Source organism: Paenibacillus albidus (assembly GCF_014644435.1).
GTDB lineage: Bacteria > Bacillota > Bacilli > Paenibacillales > Paenibacillaceae > Paenibacillus_AQ > Paenibacillus_AQ albidus.
In genome coordinates, this window is sequence record NZ_BMKR01000035.1 from 1 (window position 1) to 15304 (window position 15304).

Genomic DNA, 15304 nt, shown 5'->3' on the forward strand with positions numbered 1-15304 from the left:
CTTACCCGATTTGGCGATTGAAGTGACAGCGACAGTTTCTTAATTGCCTTCTATATAGAACCTTATTTTCTTTTGACACTGTAGGCCAAAATAAACTGGTTTTCCGTTCCGATTTGCACATTGTAACCCGGTTTAAGTTGACCATTTCGCATGTGGTCTTCCTTCATCCGCATGAAGGTCGCATCCGGGTCCGTCTTGCTGAAGCTGTTCCGGTCGCCAAGCAGTGTTTGGTACTGTTCGTACTTCAGTACCTAGGCAGCAAGTCCTTCCGAAGCTTCCGAATGGCCTTTTTCAGGGGCTTGTCTTTAGGTTTGTCCAGAAGTTTGACTCCAGCGCCTGGGTCAGGTGTTCCAGTTTCTCACTGCTTATCTCACAAGATTCGCCGAGTTCCGCGAGGTCCTTTCCCTGGAACTCCGTTCTTCTTGGTGCTCTGCTGCTTCAATGTCAGCAAAAAGAGCATGTACATTCTCTTGCAGCTTGGCCTTGTGTTTACTAACGGCTTTGCCCCAAACAAAGGTATAGCGATTGGCATTGGCCTCAATCTTAGTACCATCCACAAAGTAATGCTCCAGAGAAACGTATTTTTCGTCAGCCAAAAACTGAAGCACAGCGGAAAATACCGTTTCGAGAACGTCCTTCATTCGCTGGGAACGGAAGCGATTAAGCGTGCGAAAGTCTGGCCGGTGGCGTCCGGCTAGCCACATGAAGGGAATGTTCTCACGTACCGCTTTGGCTATTTGTCGTGAGGAGTAAATACGCTGTGTATACGCGTAAATGATGACTTTGGTGAGCATTTTAGGATGGTAGCTGTCACGACCACCGCCGGGGCAGGCCGTGTCAAAGATGGCGTCGTCCAGCCGATTCACGGCTGCGTTAACGACACGAACAAAGTGATGTTCGGGAATGTCTTCTTCCAGATCCATTGGCAAGCAAAGTTGGTCCATGGTATATTGAATGTACAAAGAAATCGCTCCTTTGGGATGGTTGTGTGGTAACTCCATTTTATCAAAGGGGGGTTTCTTTTTTTATGTGTTTTTTAAGAATGTAGAAACTTTTTCCGCTTAAACAGTGGAGAGGACGGACTGATTGTGGAAAAGCGGTAGCGGTCGCCTTTGTCCCCGGATTTTCACCGCTAAGGAGAGTCAAAAAAATCTGGGGACAACAGCGATTGGAACAACGGTCCGTTCGCGGAGCGTCCACCCAAGTGCTCACGTTAATCCTGCTCAAAAAACTAGGGGGGCCCCAGGCAGCCATTTCATGGCTTATGGGACACCCCCTTCTTCATTGCTCATACTTACATAGGACACATTGGAGCATTAAACCAATGCCGACAAAATGCGGTCACACAGGTCCATGGTTTGCACATTATCCCTTCCGCTGGAGAGCGGAGTGATACTCTTGCGGCAGCATTCCATAAAATGGGCCATTTCACCCACAAAGCCGCGCAGATACAGATCTCTGTAGCCGCCCGACATCGGTGAACCGGATGGGGTGAACACAGAGTCCCGCTCCTCCAGGTCCTTCCACGGCAACGTGCCGCTGGTACGCGATTGATGCACAGTCAGCGTATTAATCTCATCCGCGCTGGCAAATCCATCGTCAAAGGTGACGAGCAGCCGCTCACTCTCTCTCGACCAAGCCGTCATCCCCGTGAAGTATACACTGCCCGTAATCCCGTTTGCGAACTTCAGCGCCAGGTTCTGCGAGATATATTCACCGGCAGTGTTCCTGAAGCCAGTCACCTGTACCACTTCACCGAACAGATAGCGCAGCAGGTCAATGATATGAATCGCAGCCAGCTTGATGAATTGTTCCTCGTCTTTGCAGAATGGTGTGCTGTCCACGGCAAAGGTCGCTTGAAAAGACCTTGCAGCTCCCAGCGTCTGCCCGCTGATCCATTCTTTCAGCTTCATATAGACCGGTGCATAACGCTTCATGAAGCCTACCATTAACACGACACCGGCCTGTTCGGCGGCATCCGCGATGTGCCGGGCCTCGGCGGCATTCCAGCCGAGCGGCTTGTCCACATATACATTTTTGCCCGCTTGGATGCATTCCAGCACCAGCGACGTTTGATCCCCGGGCTGGGCCACAACGACAACGCCGTCACATTCTTCCTTGCGCAGCATCTGCCGGTAGTCGTCGTAAGCCGTACCACGGCTGCCGAAGCGCTGAAGCGCCGCCTTGGAGCGCTCCAGATCACGGGTGCATATCGCGGCAATCTCCGCGCCCGCTTCAATTGCGGAGGGGTAAATGTTAGTCGAGGCATGAAACCCGGCACCTATAAAACACAGCTTTGCGTTCGTCAATATAATCTCTCCTAGTTGTTTGGCATCATTTCTATTTCAAATCATTTACCATTTGCGTAAGCTTAATATACTGCTGCTGTTCGATGTGGATCTTCCCTTTGACGATGGAGACATGCCCGTCTTCCTTAAGCTTCTGGATCACCCGGTTCACCGATCTCAGGCTGATCCCGAGGCGGTCCGCCATATCCTGACGCTTCAGCGGAATAACAGCGGCCGTTTGAGCTGCCAGTTCCTTTTGGGCCACTGCGATCAGGAAGCAGACCAGGTTGTACCTAACCGGATAGAACAGATTCTCGCCCATTTTGGATGAGCTCTGGTGCAGCTTATAGGCGATATCCTTGGAGATTTCCTTGGCAAACACATGGCTTGTCTCAAAACAGAGCACAAAATCCTCACGGCTCATCTGAACAGTCATACATTCCGTGACTGATTCCACCGTACACCCATATTCCTGGACTCCCGCTAGAATCTCCGTCTCCCCTATCATCGTATACAGGTTCGTGTCCGTGAATGCATACAAGCGCCCGTTGTCGAACTCATTGACAATCCGCATACGGCCGGTACAGATAATGTACACACTGGTAAGGGTCTGATCCTTGCGGACGATGACCGTATGGGCAGGGAATTTACGCAGCACAAACCGCCCGCAGACTTCCGCCGGCAATTGCATCAGCATATGTTCAAGCTTTGGAATACTTCTGATCAGATCAGCAAGCTGCATTGCTTATCCCTCACGATCCTGTATAGTCCCTTCATCATAGCAGTTCTTGGAATGGCCCATCAATGGCTATCCCGCCGGAGCTCTGGCCAAGTCCCGTACACCGGGTCATTGCCCAAGCCCGCCTTCACTCTTGTAATATTCTTAAAAATAGAGCATGGAGCGTGCAAAAAAAAGGCCAGCTGTCCCTTTGTTCAACAAAAAAAGATCCGGCAGCTTTTCGCCGCCAGATCTCTTTAGTCCCTGATCTTTCTTTTGCAAAGGCTTATTTCACGTTCACGCTCATGATTTCGCTGGATGTAGTCCCGCTGGCATTTACCAGCTCTGCCCGGTATTCATAGACCCCGGCCGGCCGGCCCGTAATCTCAGTCACAGCAGTTTGAGCGTCCGGTGTCTTGTCCGTTAAGGTCTGTGTATCGACCAGCTCCCCATTCTCATATAAACGATACGTGGTACCATTGATGCCCCACCATTGGTTCATCGTGATCCGGTAAGTTCCGTCCCCCTCCCAATTGTCGTTCGACAGGACCGGTTTGGCAGGCAGCGCATTCTTCACGGTTACCGTATGCGAAACAGATACCGTCTTTCCGAATGAATTGCTCAACTCGGCAGTGTACGTATACGTGCCGTCTGCCTTGCCGGATACTTCTGTAAACGCAGTCTGTGCAGCAGGTGAATCGTCAGTCAAGGTTTGCGTATCGATCAGCTTCCCGTCCTCGAACAGCTTATAGGTTATGCCGTTATTCCCCCACGACATATTCATCGTAATCCGATAATCCCCGTCCAGAAGACCTGTATCATGGCCATTATTGCTCGATAACACCGGCCGTCCAGGCACATCATCAGCTTTCACGGGCGGTGGAGGCGTGGTTCCTCCATACTTAATGTGTGGAGCAGCCGGCTGCTCCATCCCCTCACCCAAATAGAAACCCGGATGCGGCGGCTGGTTATATCCGACATTCTGCCAGGCTACCCCCAGCCGGTAAATCGGATCGTGCATCAAGGTACGGATACGATAGTCCGTAAGATCAGTTGTGGTATAGATGCGCAGCTCCGTGCTGTCCGAGGAACGCCACATGATTTCCTCCCGCCAGTCACCGAACAGATCCGCCTGCAGACTTGGGTTAGCTTTTGTGGAATTATTCGAAGAAGCTCCAGCCGCCGTCAACAGGTTCATTGTCTTCTCATTCGCATAATCCCATTTGTCGACCCGGTTATCGTCCATCAACTCGCGCAGCAAATCACCGTCCCACCAAACGCCAAAATTGGTTGAACTGGGCAGAGTATTCGTAATCAGCTCACCCTTTATGCTGTACAGGCCTGTAACCGGAACTTGCTGGGCATTGGTAATGGTTGCAGCCCATACTTCTTCCCCCGCATAACGTGGATCAATGTCCGCCGACATGCCCCGGCCGGTATCCACTCCGGTAAATACACCCCACAGCACCTTTCCGGTAGCCGGATCCCGCACTTCAATCCCGTATTCGGCACCCTTATGCTCATGCACGTCAAACACTTCAAGACCTGGCCGCGCCGGGTCAAGATCTCCAAAATGAATCGCATCCCCGTGTCCAAGCTTGGTATTGTATAACGGAAGCCCGTCATCATCGATCGCCATGGCTCCAAAAGTGATCTCGTCCTTGCCGTCGCCATCCGCATCACCGACCGACAAGTTATGGTTCCCCTGGCCTGTATATTCCGCATTCCCTTCATCATTGGTGTCAAACCGCCATACCTGCTCAAGCTTGCCCTCACGGTAGTCATACGCAGCAAGCACCGTTCGGGTATAGTAGCCCCGGCTGAAGATTACGCTTGGATGCTCACCGTCCAGATAAGCTACTGCAGCCAGGAACCGGTCCACACGATTCCCGTATCCGTCTCCCCAGGCATTGACATCTCCGCGCGGAGGATCATACTCCACGGTATCGATTGCCCGGCCGGTCAAGCCGTCGAATACAGTTAAATATTCATTCCCAAGCAGCACATAACCGCTGCTGTTGCGGTAGTCGGCACTCGCATCGCCAATGACAGTGCCTTCGCCATCCACAGTCCCATCGGCGGTCTTGATGACAATCTCCGCCTTGCCGTCCCCGTCCAAATCATAGACGGTAAACGGAGAATAATGCGCTCCAGCCCGGATATTGGGTCCCAGGTTGATCCGCCACAGGCGTGTTCCGTCTAATTTGTAGGCATCCATATAGACAAGTCCCGTGTAACCGGCCTGCGAGTTATCCTTGCTGTTGGAGGGGGCCCATAACAGAATAATCTCATATTTCCCGTCGCCATCCAGATCCCCTACACTGGCATCACCGGCGCTGTAGGTGTAGGGCTGGCCGTCTTTGGTATAGGCGTCGGCCGGTTTCTGCAAGGGTACAGATAAATACTGCTGTCCCCACACGCCAAATTCATCCGATGCAGGCTGTTCCACACCGCCCATCACCGTGGTGATTTTATACTTGGAAGACCCGGTTCCTGCTGCATCCAGTATATTGGTGGTGGCTGTCAGCAGGGTTTTGTTGACCTTCGTCTTCCCGCGGTAAAGATTGAATCCAATAGAGTCAGGATCAAGCCCCAGCATCCGCCAGCTGACCACAATTCCGCCGTCCGTCTGGACGGCAACCGGAGCACGGTCCAGCTTCTCCATCTGCCGGTACAGTGTGGTCACGGCAGGGGTCTCCAGCATTTCGGAAAGCCCGGAGATTCCTCCGGCGTTCACCGAAGCCACTTTATAATAATAGGGGATGGTAGTCAGGACTGTCCGATCGGTGTAAGACGGCTCAGCGGATTTGCCAATAAGCGTATAATTACCGTCCGCCGATTTAGCACGGTAAATATTGAACATCCGGGCAGCGCGGTCTGCATTCCAGGAGAAGCTCACATCATTTTTGTTCGTGGATACAAGCTTCAGCCCGGAAGGAACCGCTGCTTTGGTAACAGAGGGGTCGACCATAGAGACCGCCAGCATAGTGGATGCAACAGACTCCAGCCCCGTACTGTCTACCGAGGTTACTGTATAGTTATATTCCATGCCGATATCCGCTGTAAGATCCGTGTATAGCGGGCTTGTGGTTTCGCCCAGCAGTTCGGTGCTTCCGCCCACCGCAGCCTGGCGGTACACGCGGTATTTGGCCGCGCCATCCGTAACATCCCAAGACAAGTTCGCGACAACCGGATCTGCCGTCAGATCCAGACCCGCAAGCTTAAGTCCGGCAGGAGCCAGCAGCAGCGGCGTAATCTCCAGCCCGTTCAGATGTGCGGTTGTACCGCTGAAGACCAGGTTCATCTGACCATCCTTCACCGCGATCTGGTTATAGAGTTTCTCGGCGATATTCGCCTTCCCTGAAGATACGGTTCCGTAATCCTTCCCTTCAATGGCCACATTTGTTTTGGTCGAGCCGATCCAGTCTCCCGTATAACTCTTCACCGAATAGTAGCCACTCGGCAGATCCACCTTGAATTCATAACTCCCGCCAAAATAAATTACAAAATCTCTGCGGAGCTCATCCGTTACACTTCCGCGGTCCCGGTCAGACATCCCCGCGCTTGAAGCAAGACCGTAGCCAAGCTCCGGCGTATAGAGAACATTCCGGTTAACCTCGGTGTAGCCCGCAGCAACCGGCGAACCTGCCGGCCCGAAGTCATAACGGTATTGGGCTGATTTGGTCGCAATTACAACCTCAGCCGAAGGCTCCGACTCGCCCCGGCCGTTCACTGCTGTCACGCGAACTGCATACGCCGACCCTTCCGTCATGCCGCTAAGCGTCATCAGCGGCACCCTGGATGTCCCGGCCAGGGCGTACGCGGATTCATCCTCAGACACAAGCTTGCGGTAGATTTTATAAATATCCGCACCGGCCACTTCATTCCATTTCACCACCGCACCGGCGTTGCTGATGCTTCCGGCCAGCAGCCCGGTAGGCTGCGGCGGAACGGCAGCCGGCGGTTCAATTTCCTTAACCATGGCGGAGAGCGGGTTATTTAACTGCTTGATTCCTCCCGCCAGCAGGCGGGCCATTTGAATGGCTCCATACTCCTGGAAATGGGTATTATCCGCCGAGCCATTCGGGAAAGCGCCATAAATACCGGCATCCAGATGCAGGAACACTGAACGAGTGGCTTCAAAACCGATCGAATCGTAATAAGCCACACTCATTGTGCTCAAGTCGACCACTTCCACATTCAGTTCGGCCGCCACTTCCTTCATGGCCTGCACATATTCCGGGAAGCTGACATTGAACTTGCTCTGTTCGGCATTATAGTCGCGGCGTCCCATCGGCGTGACCAGAATCGGAGTTGCTCCCCGCTGTCTGGCTCCGTCGACATAGGATTTCAGATAGATTTTATAATCGGCTGGAGAAGCATACCGTTCAGGCACACTGATCGTTGCATCGTTATGGCCGAACTGTACCAGAAAATAATCTCCCGGCCGAATCATCCGCAGAATCTCATCGAGACGCCCTTCCACAATGAACGATTTGGAGCTGCGTCCTCCGATGGACTTGTTGTTGATGGTCACTTTGCTCAGATCAAAAAATTTTGGGAGCATCTGTCCCCAGCCTGCCTGGGGCTGCCAATAAGGATCATAGGTCTGTACCGTTGAATCCCCGGCCAGGTAGACCGTCGGCAGACCCGCGGCTTGCCGTTCCGGGAGTCTGGTAATGACCAGCGCATTCAGATTGGGCTTCGTGCCCGAGAAGGCCAAATTCATCTGGCCGTCCACCAGAGCGATGTCAAAACTCATCTCCAAATATTCACCTGCGGCTTTGACGGTCTGCTGCACCTTTTGCATCGTCTCAACCTTGATCGCAATATTCGTATCCCCGGCACTGTCCCCGGCAATCAGCGAGACGGTATAGTCCCCGTTTGGCAGATCGACTTTGAACGAGGTCTCCAGCGGCACTACAAAATCCGCCCGGAGCGCATCGGCCGTCCCTCTGTCTGTCCCGGTTACTTGGGACGGGTCCGCGAAGCCGTATTTGCTTTCAGGCGAATAGGAGGTCCCGGCTTCGACCTTCAGATATCCCTCTGCCGTTGCCCCCGGGCCAAAATCAAAACCGTAGACGCCATTCTCCGGCAATGGCTTGACCCCAGGTCCCCCGGTCACTACGGCCGGTGCACTGAGTGCAGATTCAAGTCCGCTTCCGTTCACCGCCGATACATAATAGGTGTAGCTGATTCCTTCACCGATGCTTGTGTCTGTATAGCTTGCAACCGGCACAGCACCCAGCAGCTGAATCCCCTCACTACCGCCGGTTACGGTCCGGTGCACATGATAATAGACCACATCCGTCACGCTGCTCCACGCAAGGGATACCCCCGCAGGGGTAACCTCCGTCACCTTAAACCCCTCCGGCGCCTGAAGCGAGGCAGGAACTTCCTTCTCACCGGCGTCCCCATTTATTGCCGGGCCCGCAGCGTCAGCAGCCGCATAGGCCTGGCCACCTGCAAACCAAGCTGACGGCAACACTGAACCGCAAAGAACCATAACCGACAGCAGCACCATTACCAGCTGTTTCCTGAACCTGTTTATCCCTATCATCTTTCTTGATCCACCCGCTTTCAATAGGATTGGAACTCTCGGCATCCAAACTAGTAAACGCTTACAAAAAAATGTGAATAGGGTGTCCTTTTACCGCAGCGAAGCATCCTCCCTTCTTCTTATGGGTCATTCCCGTGTATTTTCTTCCAATATATACAATTTCAACTCGATACTACCATCAACCTTACAGCTTGAACATTTAAAAATCCGATATCTTAATACAAAAATCCGTCTTCTTTTTTGTGTTTAGGTCTTTAGACATAACAAAAACGGCATTTCTGCCGTTTTGTAGTAGAGCCACCGCTCCGATTTCTCCTAGCGAACCGCTGCGCTCAGCGAGCTTCGTGCGTACTCATAAAAGGCCAGCACATCTGCCCACGCCGGGAACCCTGCCTGAGCCATTTTATCGCTTCCGCCGCCTTTTCCTTGATAAGCACTTAAGTGGGCCTTGAAGAAAGCCCCGCAGGACAGGCCGGAAGCACCTGCATAGGCCATAACAATCTTATTCTCGGCAGATGTCGCGAGCAATACAGGAACAGCACTCTCTGCCGCCAGTCCCAGAGCCAGGTTCTGCAGATCCTTCAGGGACTTATCTGTAAAAAGATGTGTGATCGGAGCGTCCGCTGCTTCGCGTCCCGCTAACAGCTCCCGGATCACATAAGCCTCATTGTTCTCTTTAAGCGTTGCGAGCTCGGCCTGAAGCTGCTTCTGCTCCGCTTCCCCTTTTTCGATCCGGTCGATAATTTCCTCTTTCGCAGTGTTGAATTTGGCAGACAATACGCCCAGAATCCGCAGGCTGTCGTTGAACTCATCCAAGGCACGGATTCCACATTTGAAGTAGATCCGGGTGTTGCCCTTCTGCTTCTCTGCCTTGAGCAGCTTAATCATTCCAAGCTGACCCGTCGAGGAGACATGGGTTCCCCCGCAAGCGTTGTACTCCACGTCCTCGATTTCTACGATCCGGATATTCTCCGTCACCTTCGGCTGTTTCACCAGCGGCAGCAAGGCAGCTTCTTCACCAGTCACCACATAACTCCTGATGCTGTGATTCCGGTAAATATGGCGGTTCACTTCCATCTCAAGCCCGGCCAATAGAGCGGCGGACAACTCCGGAAGCTCCACATCGATGGTTGCATAGTCGGTCCCCAGGTGAAAGCTTGCCGTCGGGGCATCATACATCTCCAGGCATACCGCCGAGAGCAAATGCTGTCCGCTGTGCTGCTGCATATGGTCGAACCTGCGGTTCCAGTCCATCTGGCAGCTTACCCGGGTGTCTTGCGGCAGACGCTCTACCTTATGTACAATCTCATCACCTTCCATGCTCACATCCAGCACAGGAATCCCGTTCATCCATCCTTTATCACAAGGCTGTCCACCGCCGTGCGGATAAAAAGCCGTCTCCTTCAGCAGAACATAATATCCGTCTTCCCGCTCAATCGTTCTGCAGATTTCTGTACTCCACTCGCTTATATCTGGTGATTCATAATAAAGCCTGGTCGTCGTCATCGTTCATTCCCTCTCTTCCCGGCTGCTTAAGTCCTGCTAATACAGCCGTGCATATGATTCTCCCTTTAGTGTATATTTAATACTATAACATTCACAAGATTGAATAACGACGCAGTTGAGTTCTCAATTACGAAGGAGGTTAATTACCCGTGAAATATTACGTAGTAGACGCGTTTGCCGAAAAGCTGTTTGAAGGTAATCCTGCGGGTGTGTGCATTATGGAGCAATGGCTTTCGGATGAACTGATGCAGAAGATTGCCGCTGAAAACAATCTTTCAGAGACTGCTTTTGCGGTCAAAGAGGGAGAAAGCTATCGATTAAGATGGTTTACACCGGCAGCAGAAATTGACCTTTGCGGGCATGCTACGTTGGCAACCGCCTATGTTATTTGCAACTATTATGACAATAATGTTGAGCGGCTTACCTTCCAGACGTTGAGCGGAGAACTGGTTGTGCTCCAAAAAGGGGAACTCTATGAAATGGATTTTCCCAGCAGAATGCCGGAGCCCTTCACCTTAACCGGGCAAATGATAGAGGCGCTTGGCGTTACACCCGCAGAAACGTATTTGAGCCGTGATTTAATGTTTGTCCTGGACAAAGAAGAAGATGTTATTAACGCATCCCCTGACTTTTCCAAGCTGAAACAGCTGCCGGATGGCGTAGGGGTTTCCATTACGGCGAAAAGTGAAACGTACGACTTCGCTTCGCGAAGCTTTTTTCCAAAGCTGAATGTGGACGAAGACCCTGTATGCGGCTCTGCTCACTGCAACTTCATTCCTTTCTGGGCCAATCGTCTGGGAAAAAGTGAGCTGGTAGCCAGGGCAGAGGTCCGCACGGGGCGGGACATTGTACTGCAGATTAGCCGGGGACAGAGTGAAGATCAGCGGATCAGCCGTGCTCTATGCTGTTGCTGAGCTTCAGATTACGATGTAGTGGAGGATTCCTGTCCCTGATCGCCAGCTACACAAACACCCCTGATGCCAAGGCGTCACCCACTAAAATGAAAAGAATAGGATCCCCCTTGGTTTCTATGCCTAAAACCTGGAAAAATTGAAGATAACAAATCCATGGAGCACAAACCCAAAAAACTAATGGAAACGTTTGGGACCACGACACGTGAACTCTTGCGGCTTCAGTACTGGTTAGTGGCTAATTAATGCGAAGCTGTGGCGATGGAACGCACAGGGGTATTATGGAAACCCGTATGGGGTAAAATATGTCCTCCCGCAGCGGCCATTTCTGATGCATTTAGTGCAGCAGAATCTCTTTTTTATCGCTCAAAAACGCATTCTGATGTATTTCCTGCAGTGTAATTTTAGAAAAGCGACCTTATCTGCCTTATTTGCAAATCCTGATGTACTAAATGCATTCAAATCGAAAAAAAGCCGGATTACCTCACATTCTGATGTACTAAATACACTGGTATCGTGTTTAAAGCTGATCACCGGCCTTCCTGAAACGAGGCTGTCCCATAAGTGGATTTTCCTTACGAATAAGAGAGCCCTACTCTTCTAAAGCAAGAAAAAAATCAGCAGAGCAGTGATCCTCCAGTTATTGAAGGATCGCTGCTCTGCGTTTTTGGTCATTGGTGGCTTGCTTCAATAGATTGTGAGCAAGCGAAAGCCAACCGACCTCAAAAATCAATAAAATCTGGGACATCAGCGATTGGAACAACTGCCAATCCCAAGCAGCCATTTCATGGCTTATGGGACAGCCTCTTCACTTGACCGAAGGCCCCTCCGAGGTTAATGACCCTTCCCCTCGTAACGGAAATAGGCAAAATCGGCATAACTCCCCTGAAGCTGATTCATGTCATGCGCGGCAATTCCCACAAAATTCCCCGTGAAGCCGCCGGACAAGAAATGGATGTCAGGAGCCTCCAGCAGCGGATTCCAGCTGGATTGTTCCCCGGTACGGTAAAAAAATGCGGCCTTTGTCTCCTGTACTTCTACCGCCAAATGTACGGGAAGTCCGGCTTCAAGTACAACTGTATCCGGCAAGAGTGTGAACTGAGCCGCCGCACACCAGCACATCCGCAACACCTTGACTCCTTCTTCATGGCTAATATAAGCATAGACATAATTGTCTTCGTTCAGATAGAGCATCATGCCGGCCATTTGCAGATAACTCCGCGGCTCAGCCTCCAGCGCCGTTTCGGCCCGAAAATGCTGATCACGCTGCCGCACCGCCAGCAAATGATGCCGGAAAAGACTTTGCATCGACTCTCCGGCGGTCAGCCGAAGATAACCGGGCCTCGCCGCAAGGGAGCACCAGTTTTCGTCAGCCAGAATCCGCAAGGAATTCCATGTCTTTGCCAGCGCCGGACCGTCAAAATGCTCTTCAAACACGTAAGGTCCCTCCGTCTTCGCCGGGAGGCTCCCTTCAGGAGCAGGCACTTCGAGCAGCGGGCTGTGGCCTCCTGACGTAAGGCGCAGCCAGCCCTCCTTATCCCAATACACCTGCTGAATGGCAGTTTCCCGTCCGAGGATGGCGTACTCTCCATGAATCGGACGGGTACACAGGTGGGCCATATACCATTCACCGCCGGGAGTCTGAACCAGGCTGCCGTGGCCGGCGCATTGCAGCGGCAGTTCGGGGCGCTCCCGTGAAGTTAACATCGGATTCTGAGGATCTACCTCATAAGGGCCGGCTAATTCCCTTGAACGCGCCACGGTAACGGCATGCCCTGTCCCCGTTCCGCCTTCCGCTGTAAGCAGATAATAGTAACCGTTCCGTTTATAAATATGGGGAGCTTCCGTTTTCTTCAGCGGGGTGCAATCGAACACTTTCACAGGGTCACCGATCAGACGCTGCTGCTTGCTGTCGTATTCCTGCATCACAATGCCGCTGGATTTATTGCCTTCCGTAATCCGGTAATCCCAGAGCGCGTTGAGCAGCCATTTGCGTCCATCCTCATCATGGAACAAGGAAGGATCGAAGCCGCTGCTGTTCAGATAGACCGGCGCCGACCATGGACCTTCAATCGACGGTGCGGTAATGAGATAATTATGGGCGTCTTTGAACGGGCGTTTGGTGCTTTTGACATCGGTATATAACAGGTAGAACAGATCATCATGGTAACTGAGCTGTGGCGCCCAGATGCTGCAATTCTTTGGGTTGCCTCTAAGGTCCACCTGATCCGTCACAATATCTGTACAATGCTCCCAGACGGCCAGGTTCTCCGACTGATACACCCGCACGCCCGGCAGCCATTCAAAGGATGAAACGACAATATAATAAGTGTCTTGAACCCGCACAATGCAGGGGTCTGGGTTGAAGCCTTGCAGTATGGGATTGCTGATCATGGGTTTCATAAGATTATCAGGTTCTCCTTTTCCTCACATCTTCTTCATAGAAACGGGTCCCGGCAAAAACATTCTTAAGGGAAAAGGGCTCTTCCCCTGTCTCCAGACATTCGGCCCAAGCTACACGTCCCGGGCGGAGAGCCGCAGCATTCCGCACACCGTATTCGCCGTAACATACGGTAGCCTCATTGGCGGCATTGTTCCAGTTGTCCCACCCGGAAGGCTGGATATGCTCCCCCATCCGGCAGTTCACAAACGCTGTCTGCGCATACTCCCGCCAGGGGCGGCCCAGATAGACCGGAGCCGTTCCCGGTGCTGCCGTCAAGAAGCATTGATGAAAGACGTAGCCATAGCTCTGCCCAAGAGGTGTAGAGGCAGCGGTGATATAGCCGGAACCCTCACTGGCATGGGGCAGACTATGAATTTCACAGGCCTCGAAATAGGCGGTCGCTCCGCCAAAAATAAAATCCACCGTCCCCTCGATCCGGCAATACTGGTAGAGCTGGTAATAGTTCGTGTGCAATTCCCGTATAGGAATTCCGCCAAAGGTCAGCCGTTCTCTCGGGGCCGGCGGCAGCGGTCCGGTGAACAACGTGTCCTGGTGCCCTTTGAAGCGGCAATTCCGGAACACCGTGCGGTCGCAATGGGCATAGACGGCTACGCCCTGCCCCACTTCCGGTCCTTGACCGGCTGAGTTGGTAACCGTCAGATTCTCCACAAGCAGATCACTGCCGCCGAGAAACAGAGTCGGGGTAGCGAAGGTGCCGATCTCCTCCCCTGCTTCATCCTGCTCCTTGGCATAGCGGTTCATGGTGATCTCCACCTCACCGATTCCGATCACCGCAAGCTCCGAACGATAGATCCTGACGGCTTCTTCATAGACACCGGGCAAAATGTACAGAGTAGCCGGTGCAGACAAGTCTTGCTGCTCCAGCGCATGAACCGCAGCCTGAATCGTATGATAATCACAAAAGGATTCATGTCCTACCACTAATGTTCCCATAATGCTCCTTCCCTGCCGGTTACAAATGCTGGACCAGGAATTGCTCCCAGGCCGTGCGCATCTCCAGCGTTTCCATATGCCCGCCGCTGGCCGTTATCGGCTGCCAGTTCCCGGGTTGTCCGGCTTCCCGGTAGGCTTCGGCCAGGCCAGCAGCCAAAAGTCCAACTCCATCCAGAGGACACATCCGGTCATTTCGGCCCACAAGGCTCATCCGGGGCCGCGGCACAATCCGCTTCTGAATCTCCAGTGTCGTAAAGTACTTTAACAAACCGGGGACATAAGAATAAAAACCATGATGATCCAGTCCCCGCTTCGCAATCAATGTCTGTGCATCCACTTGACCGCAAATATCAACGGTCACCTGAATCCGCTCATCCAGCGCCGCCAGCCACCAGGCCATCAGTCCGCCCATGGACATCCCGATTGTCCCGATGCGTGAGGGATCGATATCCGGGCGGCTGCACATATAATCAACCAGCCGCTTGTTGTCGTAGAGCATCATGCCCCACATGACCTGCCCCTGCCAGAGCATTCCCTTGACACATTCACTTTCGGTTTGGCCTCCGCGTTCATTGAAGCACCACATGTCGATGCAGCAGACGGCATAACCCAGATCCGTAAGCGCTTTGGCAAAAGAAACAGGCTGCAGGTAAGCGCTGCTGCGGATCAGCTCGTTGCGGCCGTTCGCATAATTGCCTCCGTGAGAATGATTGAAAATGACCAAAGGAAAGGGGCCGGTGCCTGTCAGGGGTGTAGCCACATAAGCCGGCACCTTCTCAATTCCGTTCAATTCCAGCAGCAGCGACTCCAGACGGTATCCATCCTGTTCATCCTCCCTAAGCGTCGTGGCCGTTATCGGCAACTCTGGCGGCAAGTCGCCTAAGAGGCTCCATAGTTGATCCATCTCTTTCACCTTCTCCTTAG

Annotated in this window: 8 protein-coding genes and 2 pseudogenes; 1 reads left to right on the forward strand and 9 read right to left on the reverse strand. The window is 52.6% G+C overall.

Annotated features, from left to right (window positions below; all coding sequences use genetic code 11):
• Positions 1-65: 65 nt before the first annotated feature.
• The 5 genes and pseudogenes from IEY53_RS26980 to IEY53_RS27000 all read right to left on the reverse strand — a co-directional run.
• Positions 66-962 (reverse strand): annotated as a pseudogene (locus IEY53_RS26980) (transposase); the annotation flags it as partial.
• A 354-nt stretch (positions 963-1316) separates the two neighbouring features.
• Entirely contained in the window at positions 1317-2309 is a 993-nt protein-coding gene (locus IEY53_RS26985) for a Gfo/Idh/MocA family oxidoreductase (protein WP_189030532.1), read from the reverse strand.
• Positions 2310-2340: 31 nt separating this feature from the next.
• The gene (locus tag IEY53_RS26990; RefSeq protein ID WP_189030534.1) at positions 2341-3030 is read right to left on the reverse strand and encodes a Crp/Fnr family transcriptional regulator; all 690 of its coding nucleotides are present in this window, start codon (positions 3028-3030) and stop codon (positions 2341-2343) included.
• Between the two features lie 262 nt (positions 3031-3292).
• Entirely contained in the window at positions 3293-8566 is a 5274-nt protein-coding gene (locus IEY53_RS35965) for a rhamnogalacturonan lyase family protein (RefSeq protein WP_308424261.1), read from the reverse strand.
• A 315-nt stretch (positions 8567-8881) separates the two neighbouring features.
• Positions 8882-10072, reverse strand: coding sequence for an alanyl-tRNA editing protein (locus IEY53_RS27000; protein ID WP_189030536.1), 1191 nt, complete (start codon positions 10070-10072; stop codon positions 8882-8884).
• 149 nt (positions 10073-10221) lie between these two features.
• On the opposite strand from IEY53_RS27000, the pseudogene IEY53_RS27005 reads away from it, so the two are divergent.
• Positions 10222-11005, forward strand: a pseudogene (locus IEY53_RS27005) (PhzF family phenazine biosynthesis protein).
• Between the two features lie 618 nt (positions 11006-11623).
• Here the strand turns inward: IEY53_RS27005 and IEY53_RS27010 are convergent.
• From IEY53_RS27010 to IEY53_RS27025, 4 genes are read right to left on the reverse strand one after another with little or no spacing between them, the layout of a single operon-like run.
• Entirely contained in the window at positions 11624-11767 is a 144-nt protein-coding gene (locus IEY53_RS27010) for a hypothetical protein (RefSeq protein ID WP_189030537.1), read from the reverse strand.
• Between the two features lie 50 nt (positions 11768-11817).
• Positions 11818-13386, reverse strand: coding sequence for a glycoside hydrolase family 43 protein (locus tag IEY53_RS27015; RefSeq protein WP_373293944.1), 1569 nt, complete (start codon positions 13384-13386; stop codon positions 11818-11820).
• A 7-nt stretch (positions 13387-13393) separates the two neighbouring features.
• Positions 13394-14380, reverse strand: coding sequence for a pectinesterase family protein (locus tag IEY53_RS27020; protein WP_189030538.1), 987 nt, complete (start codon positions 14378-14380; stop codon positions 13394-13396).
• Positions 14381-14399: 19 nt separating this feature from the next.
• Positions 14400-15284: a dienelactone hydrolase family protein gene (locus IEY53_RS27025; protein ID WP_189030539.1), complete on the reverse strand. Its 885-nt coding sequence runs from the start codon at positions 15282-15284 to the stop codon at positions 14400-14402.
• Between the last annotated feature and the right edge of the window lie 20 nt (positions 15285-15304).

Excerpts from the sequence above, each read along its gene's own strand:
- IEY53_RS26990 (WP_189030534.1), bottom strand. The coding sequence starts at position 3,030 with ATGCAGCTTGCTGATCTGATCAGAAGTATTCCAAAGCTTGAACATATG.
- IEY53_RS35965 (WP_308424261.1), bottom strand. The coding sequence starts at position 8,566 with ATGATAGGGATAAACAGGTTCAGGAAACAGCTGGTAATGGTGCTGCTG.
- IEY53_RS27000 (WP_189030536.1), bottom strand. The coding sequence starts at position 10,072 with ATGACGACGACCAGGCTTTATTATGAATCACCAGATATAAGCGAGTGG.
- IEY53_RS27010 (WP_189030537.1), bottom strand. The coding sequence starts at position 11,767 with ATGGCTGCTTGGGATTGGCAGTTGTTCCAATCGCTGATGTCCCAGATT.
- IEY53_RS27015 (WP_373293944.1), bottom strand. The coding sequence starts at position 13,386 with ATGAAACCCATGATCAGCAATCCCATACTGCAAGGCTTCAACCCAGAC.
- IEY53_RS27020 (WP_189030538.1), bottom strand. The coding sequence starts at position 14,380 with ATGGGAACATTAGTGGTAGGACATGAATCCTTTTGTGATTATCATACG.
- IEY53_RS27025 (WP_189030539.1), bottom strand. The coding sequence starts at position 15,284 with ATGGATCAACTATGGAGCCTCTTAGGCGACTTGCCGCCAGAGTTGCCG.